Origin of the sequence: Pseudoduganella buxea, assembly GCF_009720835.1 — a bacterium.
Classification (GTDB): domain Bacteria; phylum Pseudomonadota; class Gammaproteobacteria; order Burkholderiales; family Burkholderiaceae_D; genus Rugamonas; species Rugamonas buxea.
The window spans coordinates 1-17,106 of the sequence record NZ_WNKZ01000107.1; the positions used below are offsets into that span (position 1 = coordinate 1).

Annotated in this window: 13 protein-coding genes; 4 read left to right on the forward strand and 9 right to left on the reverse strand. The window is 67.6% G+C overall.

Annotation, left to right across the window (positions count from 1 at the left end; translation table 11 throughout):
- Both GM672_RS24130 and prsT (GM672_RS24135) read left to right on the forward strand, forming a co-directional pair.
- On the forward strand, window positions 1-562 hold a 562-nt coding region (locus GM672_RS24130), incomplete at its 5' end, for a lytic transglycosylase domain-containing protein (RefSeq protein ID WP_155473078.1).
- Between the two features lie 81 nt (window positions 563-643).
- Window positions 644-3,412: an XrtA/PEP-CTERM system TPR-repeat protein PrsT gene (gene prsT, locus GM672_RS24135; protein WP_155473079.1), complete on the forward strand. Its 2,769-nt coding sequence runs from the start codon at window positions 644-646 to the stop codon at window positions 3,410-3,412.
- Between the two features lies 1 nt (window position 3,413).
- On the opposite strand, the gene GM672_RS24140 is transcribed toward prsT (GM672_RS24135), so the two are convergent.
- The 9 genes from GM672_RS24140 to GM672_RS24180 form a co-directional block, all read right to left on the reverse strand.
- On the reverse strand, window positions 3,414-4,460 hold the full coding sequence (locus GM672_RS24140) for a nitroreductase family protein (protein WP_155473080.1): 1,047 nt from the start codon (window positions 4,458-4,460) through the stop codon (window positions 3,414-3,416).
- A gap of 68 nt (window positions 4,461-4,528) precedes the next feature.
- Entirely contained in the window at window positions 4,529-5,443 is a 915-nt protein-coding gene (gene pepA / locus GM672_RS24145; RefSeq protein WP_170300219.1) for a flocculation-associated PEP-CTERM protein PepA, read from the reverse strand.
- Between the two features lie 206 nt (window positions 5,444-5,649).
- On the reverse strand, window positions 5,650-6,555 hold the full coding sequence (pepA, locus tag GM672_RS24150) for a flocculation-associated PEP-CTERM protein PepA (RefSeq protein ID WP_155473082.1): 906 nt from the start codon (window positions 6,553-6,555) through the stop codon (window positions 5,650-5,652).
- A gap of 180 nt (window positions 6,556-6,735) precedes the next feature.
- Window positions 6,736-7,617 carry a ThiF family adenylyltransferase gene (locus GM672_RS24155; protein ID WP_155473083.1) on the reverse strand — a complete coding sequence of 294 codons (882 nt, stop codon included), beginning with the start codon at window positions 7,615-7,617 and terminating at the stop codon, window positions 6,736-6,738.
- Window positions 7,614-8,225 (reverse strand): N-acyl amino acid synthase FeeM domain-containing protein, encoded by a 612-nt coding sequence (locus tag GM672_RS24160; protein WP_229417918.1) that lies wholly within the window; start codon window positions 8,223-8,225, stop codon window positions 7,614-7,616. The genes GM672_RS24155 and GM672_RS24160 overlap by 4 nt, the downstream gene beginning before the upstream one ends.
- A gap of 285 nt (window positions 8,226-8,510) precedes the next feature.
- Window positions 8,511-11,291 carry an XrtA/PEP-CTERM system TPR-repeat protein PrsT gene (gene prsT / locus GM672_RS24165; protein ID WP_155473084.1) on the reverse strand — a complete coding sequence of 927 codons (2,781 nt, stop codon included), beginning with the start codon at window positions 11,289-11,291 and terminating at the stop codon, window positions 8,511-8,513.
- 118 nt (window positions 11,292-11,409) lie between these two features.
- On the reverse strand, window positions 11,410-13,245 hold the full coding sequence (locus tag GM672_RS24170; RefSeq protein ID WP_155473085.1) for an asparagine synthetase B family protein: 1,836 nt from the start codon (window positions 13,243-13,245) through the stop codon (window positions 11,410-11,412).
- 31 nt (window positions 13,246-13,276) lie between these two features.
- Entirely contained in the window at window positions 13,277-14,512 is a 1,236-nt protein-coding gene (locus GM672_RS24175; RefSeq protein ID WP_170300220.1) for a pyridoxal-dependent decarboxylase, exosortase A system-associated, read from the reverse strand.
- Window positions 14,509-16,101, reverse strand: a complete 1,593-nt coding sequence (locus GM672_RS24180) for an acyl-CoA ligase (AMP-forming), exosortase A system-associated (protein WP_155473086.1) — start codon at window positions 16,099-16,101, stop codon at window positions 14,509-14,511. The genes GM672_RS24175 and GM672_RS24180 overlap by 4 nt, the downstream gene beginning before the upstream one ends.
- A gap of 266 nt (window positions 16,102-16,367) precedes the next feature.
- Between GM672_RS24180 and GM672_RS24185 the strand changes: the two genes are divergently transcribed.
- The gene (locus GM672_RS24185; RefSeq protein WP_155473087.1) at window positions 16,368-16,619 is read left to right on the forward strand and encodes an acyl carrier protein; all 252 of its coding nucleotides are present in this window, start codon (window positions 16,368-16,370) and stop codon (window positions 16,617-16,619) included.
- On the forward strand, window positions 16,616-17,106 hold a 491-nt coding region (locus GM672_RS24190; protein WP_211517418.1), incomplete at its 3' end, for a serine aminopeptidase domain-containing protein. The genes GM672_RS24185 and GM672_RS24190, both read left to right, overlap by 4 nt.

Genomic DNA, 17,106 nt, shown 5'->3' on the forward strand with positions numbered 1-17,106 from the left:
GGCCGCGGCCGTCGCTGCCGCCGTCGTTCCCGTCGTGCCCGCCGAGCCGGCCGCAGTGCCCGCGTACCCGCCCTCCAGCACGGCCGTGCGCCGCCTGGTCGAACGCCTGGCACCGCGCTACCAGATCGATCCGGCGCTGGCGCTGGCCATTATCGCCGTCGAGTCCGGCTTTCGGCCGAATGCCGTGTCGCCCCGCAACGCCCAGGGCCTGATGCAGCTGATTCCCGACACGGCGCGGCGCTTCGGTGTCGTCGACGCCTTCGATCCCGAGTCGAACGTGCGCGGCGGCATGGCTTACCTGCGCTGGCTGCTGGTGCGGTTCAATAACGACGTGCGCCTCGTGGCGGCGGCCTACAACGCGGGGGAAAACGCCGTCCGGCGGCATGGCGGCGTGCCGCCGTTCCCGGAGACGCGGGCGTATGTGCAGCGCATCGCCAGCCTGTACAGCACACCCGTGCATGCCTACCGGGCGCCGGCACCGGCGGCAGCGGCGCAGCGCCTGCCCACGGCATTTCCTGGCCTGCCGTCGAGTCGCCTGAGCGCCACAAGCACACAAAATTAATATCTTTCCAGCATCGTCTTTGCAGTACACTGGCACACTGAAACCTAGTCAATTTAGCAAGTTCAGTTGGAGAATCCAGTCATGACGCTGCCCCTCAAACGACGCACCGCCTCGATCGCCTGCTCGGTGGCGCTGGCCACGCTGCTGGCTGCCTGCGGCAAGTCCGACAACCCGGACCAGCTCGTCAGCGATGCCCGCCAATACATGGCCAAGGGCGAAGAAAAGGCGGCCCTGATCCAGCTGAAGAACGCCGCCGCCAAGAAGCCCACGGATGGCGAAGTGCGGCTGCTGCTGGGGCAGTTGTACAACGACATGAACGATGCCGTCTCGGCCGAGAAGGAACTGCGCCGGGCCCGCGCGCTGGGCATCGCGGAAACGCGGCTGCGCGTCGAGCTGGCCGAGGCCCTGATGACGCAAAGCCAGCCGCAGCGCGTGCTGGACGAACTGAAGGACACGCCGGCGCCGACGGCGGCCGTGTGGACCCTGCGCGGACGCGCCCACCTCGACCTGGGCCAGCGCGACGCCGCCCGCGACGCCTTCGATGCGGCCTTGAAGGCGGCGCCCAACGACGCCGATGCGCTGCTCGGCCGCGCCCGCCATGCGCTGATGACCGGCGACGCCGCCGACGCCAATGCGCTGGTGGCGAAGGCGCTGGCCAGCCGGCCCACCCATATCGACGCACTGATGTTCGAAGCGGAGCTGCTGCGCGCGGCCAACAAGGACAGCGCGGCCGTCGCCGTCTACGACAAGGTGCTGGCGCAGAAGCCGCAGCATGCGATGGCCCACCTGATGAAGGCCCATATCGCCATCGGCGACGGCAAATACGACCAGGCCAAAGCCGAGCTGGACGCCGTGCGCAAGGCCACGCCCCGTTCGCTGGCGCTGTTCTATGCCCAGGCCCGGCTCGACTATGTGCAGGGCCGCTACCGCCAGGCGCTCGACGCCGTGCAGGCCGTGCTCAGCACGGCGCCGAAGCATATGCCCAGCGTGCTGATGGCGGGCGCCATCCAGTATGCGCTGGGCGCCACGGCCCAGGCCGAACAGCACTTCCGCAATTACCTCGAATTCCAGCCGGATAACCTGTATGCCCGCAAGATGCTGGCCGCCACGCAACTGAAGACGGGCAATCCGGACGAGATGAAAGCCGTGCTGGCGCCGGCCCTGAAGGCGGCGCCAAACGATGCCGAGCTGTACCTTATCGCCGGCAACGGCGCCATGCAGCGCAAGGATTACGGCCAGGCAGCCGGCTACTTCGGCCAGGCCAGGGCCATCGCCCCCGGCGCGGCCGACACGCACACGGCGCTCGGTGTCGCCGCCATGATGCAGAACCGCAACGACGACGCCATTGCCGAACTGTCCAAGGCCGTCGCCATCGACGCGAAGGCCGAGCGCCCGGCCGCGCTGCTGGTCAATGTCTACCTGCGCCAGAAGGACTACGCGAAAGCCATGGCGGCAGTACGGCAGTTGCAACAGCAAAAACCCGGCAGTGCGCTGGCCAGCAACCTGGAAGGCGCCGTCAACCTGGGGCTGCGCAACCTGCCGGCGGCCCGTGCCAGCTTCGAGAAAGCGCTGACCTTGGACCCGGCCTACTGGCAGGCGGCGGAAAACCTGGCCCAGCTCGACCTGAACGCGAAGAAGCCGGAAGCGGCCAAGCAGCAGTTCAAGAACTTCATCGCCCGCAACAAGAACAACCTGCCCGCGCAACTGGCACTGGCCAACCTGGAAATGGCGCAGGGCCACCGCGTCGAGGCCACCAAGGCCCTGGAACAGGCCCAGCGCGACCATCCGGAAGCGCTGCAGCCGGGCGTGCTGCTGGCCGGGCAGTATATGTACAACGGCGAGCGCGAGCGGGCCCTGAAACTGGCACGCGCGCTGCAGGTGAGCCACCCGGCCGAACCGGACGTGATCGACCTGGTCGGCCAGATCCACTTCGCCAACGGCGACTACGACGCCGCGCTGGAGAGCTACAGCAAGCTGGCGGCCGTGCGGCCCAATTCGGCGGTGGCTCACTACCGGGTGGCGCAATCGTATATGGCCCAGGGCAAGGGGCCGTCGGCGGCGGCATCGCTGAAACGGTCGCTGGCGATCGAGCCGGAGTACCGAGATGCCCAGCTGGCCCAGGCCACCCTGGACATCGGCAACGGTGCCTATGACGCCGCCATCGCCACGGCCCGCCGCATGCAGGCCAAGCCGGACGGCAAGGTGCTGGGCCTGGCGCTGGAAGGCGACGTGCTGCGCGCCCAGAACAAGCCGGCCGCCGCGGCCAAGGCCTACGAGCAGGCCCTGGGCATCAGCGACGCGGCCACGATGCTGATCAAGATGGTGGTGGCCCTGTCGGTGGCGGGCCAGGAGCAGGAAGCGAACACGCGCCTGGCAGCCTGGCTGGACAAGCACCCGAAGGAAGCGCTGGACGTGCGCCTGTACCTGGGCAATTCGGCCCGGGCCTCGGACCTGGCACGGCAGTCGCTGCCCCACTTCGAAGCGGCGCTGGCGCTGGCGCCCCGCAATGTACAGGCCCTGACGGGCCTGGCCTGGGCCATGCAAGGCGTCAAGGACAGCCGCGCACTGGGCCATGCCGAGCAGGCCTACAAGCTGGCGCCGGAAGACGGCGTCGTGCTCGACACCTTGGGCTGGATCCTGGTCGAGCGGGGCGACACGGCCCGGGCCGTGCCGCTGCTGCGCAAGGCGGCCGAGAAAATGCCGCAAGCCATGGCGGTGCGCTATCACCTGGGCGCGGCCCTGGCCAAGGCCGGCGACCGCGACTCCGCCCGCAAGGAACTGACGCCGCTGGCGCAGGCACCGAACTTCAGCGATGCCGCCGCCGTGCGGGGGTTGTTGCAGCAGCTTTAAGCTAGGCGGTTTTCCGGAACAGTTCCGCCAAAGGCAGGCGGCGCGACAGCGCCGCCACCGGCTTGCGTGGATAGCCCAGCCGCAGGATCATCTGCAGCCGCTCGCCCGGCGCCAGGCCGAGCTGGCGTGCCAGGTCGCCTTCGACGGCGCGGATCGTGTCCTCGAAGCCGGCTGCCAGGGTGCCGTCGTGCAGGCGGCTGACCTGGTCCGTCACCACGTAATACGGATGGACGGCCACGCCATGCTGGTTCAGCTGCATCCACACCCGCGCCAGTAACTGCCCGGCCGCCAGCACGCCCTCGCTGCTGGACGGTCCCGTCAGGCACAGCAGCACCGGCGCCTGGGCGATCAGCGCGATTTCCGAGCGGGCCAGCAGCTTGTACGCGCCCAGGCCGTTGAGGAATTCCATGCGACGCCAGTTGGCAATAAAATCCAGCAACATGGCGCCGCCGGGCGGCAGGCCTAGCGTGGCCACGTCGAGGCCGTCGCCGCTGGCGACCTCGGCGGGCGTGCGGCGCAGGCTGCCGATCAGCCACTCGTGCAGCCGGCGGTTGCAGAAGCGCGCTTCCGCGCTGCGCAGCACGGCGTCGACCAGGCGCTTGCGGCCCGGACCGTCCTGCAACAGGGTGATGCGGTTGCCCCCTTCGGCCAGGGTGCCCGTCGCCGCCAGCACTTCCGGCACCAGCGCATCGCGCCGGTACGGCTGGCGGTTGGTATGGCGTTGCAATACCGCCGACACGGGCGTGAACGCGGCCGGCAGGCTGTCCGGCACCAGGGTCGCATACGGCTGGCCATCCGGGCTGCCCCACTGCAAGGTGGCCGTCACGCCGTTGGCGGTCAGCAATTGCTGCAGGGTTTCGACCAGCGTGCCGATGGACAGCAGGGTGGCATGACTGTCGGGGCCGAAGACGTTGTATTCAGGGTGGCGCACGGCGTGGCGGATCTGCAGCGCGCGCCCGTCCCACTGCAGCTGGAAGGGCTGCGAATTGTCCGCCGATGGCGCGCGCACGGCGGCGGCCACCAGGTCGTCGATGAATTGGGTGCTCAAGTTTGGGTCCCGTCACGTGGCTGGGAACACGGCCCGCAGGGCGCGGGCCGTGTGCTGCGGCCACTGTATCAGGTTTTGCGGTGGCGGCGGGCAGAGACCGCCAGCACGGCCAGGCCGGCGCCCAGCATGGCATAGGTGCCCGGTTCCGGTACCGGCGCCAGGTTGAAGTCGACATTGCCGGCGGCATTGTTGATCGAGATCAGGTTACCCCGCATCAGCACGCCCTGGCGCGTGTTGTTGAACGCATCGAAGGCCAGTGTGTAGAACGGATCGGGCTCGGCAAAGAAGGCCTCGCCGACGCCGCTGGTGCAGGCCGCGCCCAGCGCTCCCAGCGCGCCACCGACGGCAACGCCGCCCTGGCTGGCCGTGCCGGCACCGGAGCACAGGGCAAAGCTCTGCGTCGAGTTGATGCCGGCGCCGCCCTGATCGTTGTAGCCGGAGATGCCGCCCAGCAGGCTGCCCACGCCCAGCAGGATATCGTCATTGGTAACGCCCCCCACCGTGGCGCGCGCGCCCGTGTTGGCATTGGCCTTGGCGAAGGTGGTGTTGCGGGTCGGGTCGGCGTAGAACTTGATGTCGAGCCTGGTCAGGTCATTGACGGTACCGGCACCGTTGATGTGCTGCTGGCCTGCAAAGCCCGTGCCTTCGCGGTAGGTTTCGCTCAGTTCGAACGTGACGTACAGCCGGTAACCGCCGACGCCGCCCACGCCCGTCGTCGCCGAATCGAGCGTGGAGCCGTTCAGCGAGAACGAGCCGAAGCTGAGCCAGCCCGAGCCGACGTTGGTATTGCCCACCGTTTGCAGCAAGGTCGACGTGCTGCCCGTGATCTGGTTGGCGGCGAACTGCGAATACAGCGACACCCCCGGCAGGGCCTGCGGGTTGACTTCAAAGACGGGAGCATCCGCCAGCACCTGGGAGCTCGCACAGGCCGCGGCAAGCGCGGCCACCATCGTGGCAATACGTTTTTTCGTTGTGGATTTCAAGATTATCTCCATTGAGCCGGTGCCTGGCCCTGTTGGTTGAACGGCCTATTGATGAAGCACAAACCGGACCACGATTTATTGTTTGAGACAAATCAAACACTTATCCATTCCGCCCCGCTGTTGCTCACTCAACTGTAAAGAAAATCGACAGGCGCAAAAAAAAGCAGCCCGGGAAGCGGGCTGCCTGCGGTCCGGCGAGATCCGGATCAGTTCTTGCGGCGGCGGGTCGATGCGGCCAGGCCGACCATGCCCAGGCCCAGCAGCGCCAGGGTGCCTGGTTCCGGTACGCCGTTGAAGTCGACGGTGCCGCTGGCGTTGTTGATCGACACCAGGTCACCGTTGATGATGACGCCCTGGCGCGTGTTGTTGAACGCGTCGAAGGCCAGTGCGAAGAACGGGTTCGGTTCGGCGAAGAAGGCCGAACCGATGGCATTGTCGCAGTCGCTGGCCAGGGTGGCCAGGTCGCCCGTGGCGGCAGCGCCGCCCAGGGTCGCGGTACCGGCGCCGGAGCACAGGGCGAAGTTCTGGGTGGCGTTGAAGGTGGCGCCGCCTTCTTCGTTGAAGCCCGACACGCCGTCGATCAGGTTGCCGACAGCCAGCAGGATGTCGTCGCCCTGGACGCCGGTCACGCTGGCGGACGTATTGGTGTTGGCGTTGGCGTTCTGGAACGTCGTGTTACGGCCTGGGTCGGCGTAGAACTTGAAGTCCAGCTGGGTCAGGTCGTTGAAGGTACCGTTGCCGTTGATGAACTCCTGGCCCGGCAGACCCGTGCCTGGACGGTACACGTCCTTCAGTTCGAAGGTGACGTAGAGCCGGTAACCGCCGACACCGCCGATACCGGTGGTGGCCGAGTCGATCGACGAGCCGCCCAGCGAGAACGAGCCGAAGGTCAGCCAGCCGCTGCCGCTGTGGGTGTTGCCCACCGTTTGCAGCAGTTCCGACGAGCTGCCGGAAATCTGGTTGGCCACGAAGGGCGCGTACAGGTTCACGCCTGGCAGGGCGGTCGGGTCGATCGTGAAGTTTGGCGCATCTGCCAGCGCCTGGGATGCAACCGACATCGAAGCCAGCGCGACGGCAGCAGCAGCGATATGTTTACGTGCAAAGAATTTCATGGGAATCTCCTGGATTGGACTGGCTTAGCGTTGCCTTCTCAACCGCGGAAGGCGGTTTGATCTACATTAAGCAGGAAGCGGGCCAGGCCAGGAGACTTGAGGCAAATCAAAGAGTTAGCGGATTGTGGGAACTTGTCGAAAACGCTACTGTAAAGAATTCCGACACCTCGGCGGCGGGCCCTACTGCGCATCCGCGATGGCGCGGGCGAACATGCGCTTGCCCACGGCCAGCGCGATGCGCTGCAATGGGTTGCTGTTGCCGCCGGGGCGCCACGTGCGTACCAGCTTGTCGCGGTAGGCGTCGTACTGCATGCCGTGGGGTGCGGCCAGCACACGGCCTCGCTTGAGCAGGATCTTGACGGCCTGGGTGCCGATGACGCCAGCACACAGCTGGCAGGCCATCACGGTGGATGGGCCGCGGCGTTCCTTCAGGTTGACCGCCTCCGGCACCACCAGGTAAGGCCGGTGCAGGCCGGCCGGCGACAGGCCCACCATGAAGCGCAGGGCTTTCTCCAGCTCGGGCCGGTCGCCCCACTGGAAATACTCCTCGAACGTCATGTGCCCCGGCAGGAAATTCATCAGCGCCACGCTCATGCCCAGCGGCGCGGCCGTGGTGGCCGGTATGCCCCGCCTGGCGCACTGGGCGAACACCTGCTGGCGGGCGTCGAAGGCGAAGAAGTCCAGCGCGTCCACGTACAGGTCGACGCCGTCGAGGAAGTCGGCCATATTGCCCGCGTTGATCCCCTGCGGGAACACCTTGACGGTCGCACCGGGATTGATGTCGTGCACGGTGCGCTCGGCAACGACGACCTTGTCCTGCCCCACCGTCGACACGAAGGCGCCGGCCTGGCGGTTGAAGTTGGGGAAATCGAACTGGTCGAAGTCGGCGATATGGAAGGAGCCGATACCCAGCCGCGCCAGGGTGACGAGGTGGATGAAGCCCACGCCGCCGGCCCCGGCGATGGCCACGCGCTTGCCCCGCAGGGCGTCCTGCTCCGATTGCGTGACCCAGCCGATATTGCGCGAAAATGCCTGGTCGTAGGAAAAGGCCGCAGTGCTCATTGCATCTGCTTGATACGGTTGATCAGGCCCCGTTCTTCGCGTTCCGAATAGAACAGCGGATAGAACGAGCGCACGCCGGAGGACGGCCCCAGGCCGCCGTACAGGGCGATCTGCTCCGTCACATAGGCCAGGTCGACGCACAGCAGGTAGGCCGGCGCGTTCACGCGCGGGTTGTTCTTCGGCGCACCCAGGCGCTTGAAGCCCAGCATGTGCTCGTAGAAGCGGCGGTGGCGCGGATTGACTTCGATAAAGATGTGCGTGCACTGGTGCAGGTCGCGCGCATAGATCACGGACAGGTGGAACAGCGACGCCATCGACTGGCGCGATTCGCCTGTCACGTCGAAGGCCAGCTTGGTGATTTCGCACACCTTGGCGCCCTGGTTCCGGTACACGTCGATCTCTTCCTTGAAGATCTCGTCGGCCAGGATGCCGATGGGCGAATCGAGGCCCAGGGTCAGGGTGCCGACCACGGTGCCGCGATCGCTGGCAGTCAGCGTGATGCGGTTCGGGTCGTCCGTGAACTTGTGGGTGCCGGCGTAGCCACGCCAGGCGTACATCTTGTTGATCAGCAGGCTGGCTTGACTTCGCCCTTGGGGAGTATCGATCATGCGCACACCAAAAGTTTTCTCGTCGGTAACTAAATCCTGCATGTCCGCAGGAACTTCGTCGTCGGTGGGAAACGCAGCGCGCGTTGGCATTGTTTCAGAAGCCGCGATATCGCTGACGGCGATTTCGTCTTCTGGTGGAGCTGCTTTGCGACTCATGGATGCATCCTCCGATGGTACCGCTGCCCCTGTCAAAAGGGGCAGGATTTAAGCCAATCAAGGGCTGGTACCATGTCAGGTCCGACGCGCTGCGCCGGGACGCCGGACCGAACGGTACCAGATACTAAGTTATTCAAGTCCTTTAAGCAATGCTCTGGCAACATTCACTTCTTTGAAAGTTTTCCCAGAAGATACAGCTATTTGCAGATGTTTACGTGCATTTTCCCGCTGGCCAGATTGATTGAGAGCATAACCGAGGTGATAGCGGAACTCGGACTCGGCGGGCGCGCCGGCCACGGCTTTTTGCAGGAGGTCGATGCCTTCGCCGGTCCTGCCGGCCGTGACGAGAATCCAGCCCAGGGTGTCGGCAATGGGTGGGCTGGCGTTGAGGCGGTAGGCCTGTTGCGCCGTTGCCAGCGCGCGCCTGTCGCCTTGTTGCTGGTAAGCCCACGCCAGATTGTTCAACACAACGGGATTTTCAGGCGCTTTCTTCAGTATGGCTTCTAATTGCGCAATTGCAAGCAATCTGGCGTTGCTAGCATTTGGCAACTGTGCCGCATACAACGCTACCGTGGAATCGTCCGGATGCGCATGCTGCCACGCTTTCAAGGCCATGTCGGCCTGTCCGTGCCGGCCCAGCTGGCGCAGCAATTGGTCCCGTTTCACTGCGAGACCAGGCTCGTCGGCACCCTTCAGGGCCCGTTCGTAGGCGGCCAGCGCAGCGTCGGTCCGGCCCGCCTGTTCCAGCCGCTGCGCCGCCCGCGCATGGCCGACGGCGGCATTGGCCGGCTGCTTCTGCAAGCGGGTCAATACCTGTTCGGCCAGCGCAGGGTGCTGCAGCCGGTCGGCCAGGGCCAGCAGGTCTTCGTTGGCGGGCAGATAATCGGGCCGGATCGCCACGGCCTGCTGTAAGGCGCGCTCGGCGGCAGCGTCGTTGCCCACACCTGCTTGCGCCCGGGCCAGCGCCACATAGGGACGCGGGTCGCCCGGCAGCGCAGCGGCCAGCTGGTCGTACGTCTCCAGCGCATCGGCGTCCCGCCCCGCCGCCAGCTGGGCCTGGCCGAGGGCGTCGAGCAGCTCGGCACTGGCGGGATGGGCAATACGGGCCTGCCGCAGCACCGTGACGGCCTTCTCGGCCAGCCTGGCCTGCTTGCCTTGCAGGTAGTGCCTGCCCAGCAGGATGGCCGACAGGGGCGAGACGTCGTCGATGCCGTTGGCCTGTTCCAGCCAGCGCAGGGCGTCAAGCGCCCGGCCCTGCGCCTGCGCCTGGTTCGCCAGCGCATGCAGCACGCCGACCTGGCGCGGCTGGGCCTTGGCGAAGGCTTCCAGCTGGCGCCGCGCCACTTCCGGCTGGCCGTCGCGGTCGGCCACCTGGACCAGGCCCAGCACGGCCGGCAGGAAGGCCGGGTCGATGGTCGCCGCCCGGGTAAAGGCGCCGCGCGCGCCCGCCACGTCACCCTTGGCCAGCCGGGCCGCGCCGGCCAGTTGCCAGGACAGCAGGTTGTCCGGCTGCTTCGCCTGGATCGCCGCCGTCGTGGCCAGCACCTTGTCATAGTCTCCCAGGCGCAGGCTGGATGCGGCCAGCACCAGCGCGGCGCGCGCCGTGCCGTCGCGGCCGGCCGCTGCCTCCAGGTCGGCGAGGCCATCGCTCACCTGCCCCTGCGCCAGCCGGCTCAGGCCCAGCGCGCTGCGGGCCGGGGCCAGGCCCGGTGCCAGTTCGACGGCCTGTTCCAGGTCGCGCGTGGCGCTGGCATAGTCGCCCAGCGCCAGCCGGCTTTCGCCGGCGATGAACAGGGCTTGCGCATCGGCTTGCGACGCGGCCGACTTCAGCGCCGCCAGCGCTTCCTGGGGGCGGCTGCCCTGCAGCAGGGTGCGCGCCAGCAGGTTACGCACGGCGTCGTTGCGGGGGTACTTGTCGAGATAGCGGCGCAGCTGTTCTTCCGCCTGCGGCACCGAACCGAGCGCGGCGTGCGCCGTCCCGGCCAGCAGCACGGCAGGCCAGTAGTCGGGCACGCCCTTGAGCACCTGGCGACTGGCATCGAGCGCCTCCTGGTAACGCTGCTGGGCCATGGCCAGCACGCCGCGCGTGTAGACGACGGCGATGCTGCCCTGCCCCGCCTTGCCGGCGCCGTCGAGCGCGGCCTTGGCTTCGTCGAACCGGTTCTGGGCGATCAGCAGCTGGGCCAGCAGTACGTGAGCTGGGATGTTGTCCGGCGCCAGGGCCACGGCGCGGCGTGCGGCCGCGACGGCGCCAGCGGTGTCGCCCAGGTGGCGTGCGAGCTGCCCCTTGAACAGCCAGGCGGCGCCGTTGGCAGGCTGGCGCAGCACGGCGGCGTCGGCATGGCGCTGGGCCGCCGCCGTGTCACCCGTGGCCAGGCTGTGCCGCGCCAGGCCGACCAGGGCCGCGGCATCGCCCGGGAATTTTGCCAGCACCCGGGTGTAGAAGCGGTGGGCCTGCTGCAATTGGCCCGTTGCCAGCGAGGAGTCGCCGCGCACGCGCAGCAGGCTGTCGTCGTCGAGGCCAACGCTGGCGAATTCCTCCAGCACGGCGCGCGGCCTGCCCTGGTCCAGCAGGCTTTGCGCCAGCAGGGGTAGTACGGTAGCCGCCGACGCACCGGCCTGCAGCGCGCGGCGCAATTCCTTCTCGGCGGCAGCGGCCTGGCCGGTACGCAGGTAGACCTGGCCCAGCAGCAGGCGCGCGGGGGCCCGGTCCGGCTCGGCCTGCAGCGCGTTCTTCAGTTCGATGATGGCGGCCTGGTGCTGGCCCTTGTTTTCATACTGTTGGGCGCGGGCGTACAACTGGTCGGCCGTTTCGCCGCCGCAGCCGGCCAGCACGAGGGAGGAAATGCAGAGCGAGAACAGCAGCTGGGCGCGCCGTGGCGCGCGACGACGCGGCAGGCGCTCTCGCATGGTATCTCCCGGTTGTGGATTTTTTGATAACCAGGCAATAGTCTCATGGTTGATTCGCGGAATCAATCCGTGAGAAGCGGCAAATAAGGAAAGTGTCGTATCCGCGCAGCGCGGCGGCTCAATGCTCGCGCTGGCTGAACCACTGCTCCAGCATCATCAGCACCCACACCATGGTGCCGTGGTAACCGGCGTGTTCGGACAGGTGCTGGCCGACCAGCTGCTCGATGAACGCGCCGCGCACGATGCCGCGCTTTTTCAGGTCGTGCAGGCTGTCGCTGGCCAGCTCCTGCAGGGGCTTGTGCTGCTGCAGCCAGACGCCGAACGGCAGGCCGAAGCCGTGCTTCTGCTTCGTGATGATCTGGTCCGGCAGGAAGCCCGTCAGCGCCTTCTTGAAGAACCAGCGCAGCTGCGTGCCGTTCAGCTTCTGCTGCGGCGTCAAGGTGGCCGAGAAGGCCACCATGGCGTCGTCCAGGAAGGGGAAGGCCACTTCCACGCCGGCCAGCTCGCACGCCTTCATCACCTTCGGCAGGTCGTTGTCGGCCAGGGTGATCTTCAGGTCCAGCGCCAGCATGCGGTTGATCAGGCTTTTCGCTTCGCTCTGGCCATAGGTGCGCGCCAGCGATGCCAGCGGCTGGCCGACGTCGGTCCCGGCCAGGAAGTCGTCCGTGAAGACCTGCTGGGGGCCGTAGCGGCCCAGCAGGTTGTAGGTTTCCAGCCGCGCCGGCATGCCCACCGAGGCCTGCTCGATATAGCTGCGCGCCTTGCGCAGCAGGCGCACCCGTTCGCCGCCGGGGAAGTTGAACACGGCCGGTTCCAGCAGGGCCTTGCGCAGCAGTTGCGGCACGCGGTCGTACAGGGCGAACACGTGCTGCTTGGCGTAGCGCTCGTTGCCGCCGAACAGTTCGTCGCCGCCGTCGCCGCCCAGCATGCGCGTGATGCCGTCGGCGCGGGCCATGCGCGCGCAGTAGTAGGCCGGCACCGCCGAGGCATTGCCGAAGGGCTGGTCGCACACGGCGGCCACCTTCGGGATGGCGGCGGCCACGTCGTCCGGCGTCACGTAGTATTCATGGTGGCGCGTGCCGAAATGGCGCGAGGCGATGCGGGCGTATTCCATCTCGTCGTAGCCCTGCGCCTCGAAGCCGATCGAGTAGGTGTCGGCGCCGCCGCCGCCCACCTGGCACAGGATGCCGGCGATGGTGGAGCTGTCGGTGCCGCCGCTGAGGAAAGCGCCGACCTTGCCGCCCAAGCTGGCGTTCTGCACGCCGTTGCGCAGCTGGGCCATGAATTCGGCCTGCAGTTCCTCGAACGAGCGCGTGCCGTTTTCCTGGAAGGCCATGCGCCAGTAGGGTTTCGTGTCGACCCGGCCCTGGCGGTAGTGCAGGAATTCGCCCGGCAGCAGGCGTTGCTGGTCGCGGTAGATGGTGCCGGGACTAGGCACCATGTGGAAGTAGACGTAGTTGTACATGCCCTGGGCGTCGATCTCCGTGCGGCCCAGCGGGTGCACCCGCAGCGCATCGGCCGAGGTGGCGAACAGCAGTGCCTCGCCGGCCAGCTGCCACGTCAGCGGCTGCACGCCCATGCGGTCGATGGCCAGCAGGGCCTCACCGTTGCGCTCGTCGATCACGCACAGGGTAAAGGCGCCGGCCAGCGCATTGCACACGTGTTCCGGCCCCTTCGGCCACTGCGTCGCCAGCGCCGTGGCCAGGCCGCGCGCTGCCGCCAGTTCGGCCAGCGCCGCATCGCGCGGCACCGGCTGCCCCCACAGGGCCACGACCAGGCCATCGGCCACGTGCAGGTGGCGCGCATGGTCGAACGCCGCCACCGCCACGGCGCTGCGGCTGCCATTGACCGCTTCCGTGGCCGCGCCGTCGAAATGCGCCAGCGGCGCGGCCATCCGGTCGATCAGGTCCCGCTCGCCGGCGCCATGGCCGATCCATCCACACAGTCCGCTCATGACGACTCCTGTTTTGTGCTCGAACGAGCGTTCAGACCAATACTTCCAGCGCGGCCGGCTGGCTGAGGAAGGCACCCGGGCTGGCCGTCAGGCCGTAGGCCCCGGACTGCAGCACGGCCACCAGATCGCCCGGCCCGGCGTGGGCCAGCTCCATCTGGTCGGCCAGCAGGTCCAGCGGCGTGCACAGGGGCCCGACCACCGACACCTTTTCGCGCTGCGTGCCCCGCACCCGGTTACCGATGACGACGGGGTAGTTCTTGCGGATCACCTGGCCGAAGTTGCCCGAGGCGGACAGGTGGTGGTGCAGGCCGCCATCCGTGACCAGGTAGACGTGGCCGCGCGACTCCTTGCGGTCGATCACGCGGCATACGTACACGCCGGCCTCACCTACCAGGAAGCGCCCCAGTTCGATGACGATCTGCGCGCCGCCCAGCTGCGGCCGGGCCGCTTCCAGCAGGCGCGCCAGGTTGGCGCCTACCTGGGCCAGGTCGAGCCGCTCCTCGCCGGGGAAGTAGGGAATGCCGAAGCCGCCGCCGATATTGACGATGCGGGGCGGCCGCGGCGCCGCCTCGGCCAGCCGGATCGCCAGCGCCAGCGTCTTCTCGTGCGCTTCCTCCAGTGCCGCCACCTTCAGGTTCTGCGAACCGCTGAAGATGTGGAAGCCGTAAAAATCCAGGCCCAGCGCGCCGATCCGGTCCAGCATGGCCGGCACCCGTTCGGCATCGACGCCGAACTGTTTCGGCCCGCCGCCCATCTTCATGCCGGACGATTTCAGTTCGAAGTCCGGGTTGACGCGCACGTTCACGCGCGGCGCGATACCCAGCTTCACGCCGATGGCGGCGGCCCGTTCCATCTCGCCTTCGGATTCCAGGTTGATGACGATGCCGGCGGCAATCGCGCTGGCCAGGTCCGCGTCGCTCTTGCCGGGGCCTGCGAAGCTGATATGTTGCGGGTCCATCGGCGTATCGAGCGCCACGCGCAGTTCGCCGCCGGAGGCGACGTCGATGCCGTCCACCAGCGTCGCCATGTGCTGCACCACGGCCGGCATGGGGTTGGCCTTCATGGCGTAGTGCAGGTGCACGTCGGCGGGCAGGTGCTGGCGCAGCTCGGCCACGCGCGCCGTCAGCGCGGCGCGGTCGTAGGCATAGAACGGGGTCTGGCCGACCCGCTGGGCCAGGCGCGTCAGGGCGATGCCGCCCACCTGCAGGCAGTCGTCGGCGACGGCGAACTGGGTCAGCGGCGCGTGCTGCGGGCGCGGGGCGTTCACGCCACCTCCGTGAAGGCGTTCTCGTACTGCGTCGACAGCAGCTTGCGGTCGATCTTGCCGTTCGGGTTACGCGGCAAGGTCTCCGTGCTGATGATGACCTTCTGCGGCAGCATGTAGGCCGGCAGGTGCGGCTTGCAGGCGGCCAGCAGGTCCGATGCCGTCAGGGCCACGCCGTCGCGCGGCACGGCGATGACGACAATGGCCTGGCCCAGCACGGGGTGCTTGATGCCCAGCGCGGCCGCCTCGGCCACGTGCTCGCGGGCATACACCACCTCCTCCACCTCGGTCGGGCTGACCCGGTAGCCGGAAGTCTTGATCATCTCGTCGTTGCGGCTGATGAAGTACAGGAAACCGTCTTCGTCCTTGCGCACCGTGTCGCCCGACCACACGGCCAGCTCCGTCAGCGGCAGGCCGTAATGGCGCGCGGCGATGGGCTTGAAGCGCTCGGCCGTCTTGGCGGGGTCGTTCCAGTAACCCAGCGACACCAGCGCGCCCCGGTGCACCAGTTCGCCCGGCTCGCCCGGCGCGCACTCGGTGCCGTCCGGCCGCAGCACCATCACTTCCGCGTTCGGGATGGCCTTGCCCATCGAATCGGGGCGGCGGTCCAGTTCTTCCGGCGGCAGGAAGGTGGAGCGGAAGGCCTCCGTCAGCCCGTACATCAGGAACGGACGCGCACCCGGCAAGGCACGGCGCAGCGCGTCCAGGGTGGGGCGCTGCATGGCGCCGCCGGAATTGGTCAGGTAGCGCAGCGTGCAGTCGGCCGGCCAGTTCAACGGCGCCAGCTGGATCCACAGGGGCGGCACGGCGGCCAGGCCCGTGATGCGCTCGGCCACGACGGCATTCAACACGTCGCGCGGCAGCAGGTGGTTGATCAGCACGGCCGTCGCACCCACGTGGAAGGACGTGGTCAGCTGCGACAGGCCGTAGTCGAAGCTGAGCGGCAGCACGGCCAGGATTCGGTCCTGCGGCGTGTTCTCCAGGTAGCTGGCGACGCTGACGGCGCCGGCCACCATGTTCCGGTGCGACAGCACGACGCCTTTCGGCTTGCCCGTGCTGCCGGAGGTGTACAGGATGGCGGCCATGTCGCCGTCGATGACGCGGTGGGCGGCGGGGACGGCGACGGCGCCATCGCGCACCATCGCGTCATCCCAGGCCAGCACTTCGACGCCGTGCAGGGCCGGCGGTTCGGCGGCGGCGCCCGTCACCAGCACCAGGCGCAGGTCGCGGCACGTGGCCAGCACGGGCGCCAGCAGCTTCAGGCGGTCGTGCGACGTGACCAGCACGCGCACATTGCAGTCGGCCAGGATGTAGCCCACCTGCTCGGGCTTGAGCAGCGGATTGACGGGCACGAAGACGCCGCCGGCGCTGGCGGCGCCGAACATGGCGGCCACGTTCTCGACATTTTTTTCCAGGTAGACGGCTACGCGCTCGCCCCGTTCCAGCCCGCGCACCAGCAGCGCATCGGCCGTGTTGCGCACCAGTTGGGCCAGGGCCGCATAGCTCAGGCGCCGCTGGCCGTGCACCAGCGCTTCCGCGTCGGGGCTGCGGCGCGCGGAACGGAAGATGAAATCGTGGATGAGATCTTGCATAGCTGTTCCAGTGAAAGTCGCAGCGCGTGGCCGGGGGCGAAATACCTTAACATTTTACAACTTATTCAAGCATGACTTCTGGTCATTCTGGCATTTTTTTCGGGCCAAAAACAACAGCCGGCGCCCTTGTCGCAGGGCTTATTGATACGAACTGAAAAAGGCGATCCGTTGCTGGTCGCAAAGGACAGGCACGGGTTATACTTGCCGAATTCGTTGTTGAAAGCGCAATCCCGGCAGCCCGGCTGCTGCCACCCCATGGAGTGTTTATGAGTTTGCAAGAAGAAGTAAAAGCCATCGTCATCGACGTGCTCAGCCTGGGCGCCGCCGGCGCGTCCCTGACCGAGCAGTCAGCCCTGCTGGGCAGCATCCCCGAACTCGATTCGATGGCCGTGGTGCAGCTGATCGGCGCACTGGAAGAACAGTTCGGCTTCGCCATCGACGATGACGAAATCAGCGCCGACACCTTCGCCACCCTGGGCAGCCTGACCGAATTCGTGCGGTTCAAGCAGACGGCATGAAACCCCTGGCAGCAGCGCGGCCTCCGCTTCCGTTCTTCCTGGACGGCGGCGCCGATGCCCGCTTCTGCGTTTTTCATTCCCCCTCTCACTCCCCCTCGCCCGACGACGCCTGCCGCGGCGCCATCGTCTACCTGCACCCGTTCGCCGAAGAGATGAACAAGAGCCGCCGCATGGCGGCCCTGGGGGCGGCAGCATTGGCGGCCGACGGTTACGCCGTGCTGCAGATCGACCTGCACGGCTGCGGCGACAGCGCCGGCGACTTCGGCGACGCCACGTGGGAAAGCTGGCTCGATGACGTGGCCCGCGCCCGGCGCTGGCTGCAACGCGAACTGGGCGACCGGTTGACGGAAGTACCGGCCCTGTGGGGCCTGCGCCTCGGCGCCCTGCTGGCGCTCGACGCCGCCCGCCGCGCGCCCGAGCCGCCTTCCGCCCTGCTGCTGTGGCAACCCGTGACCAGCGGCGCCGTGCTGCTGACCCAGTTCCTGCG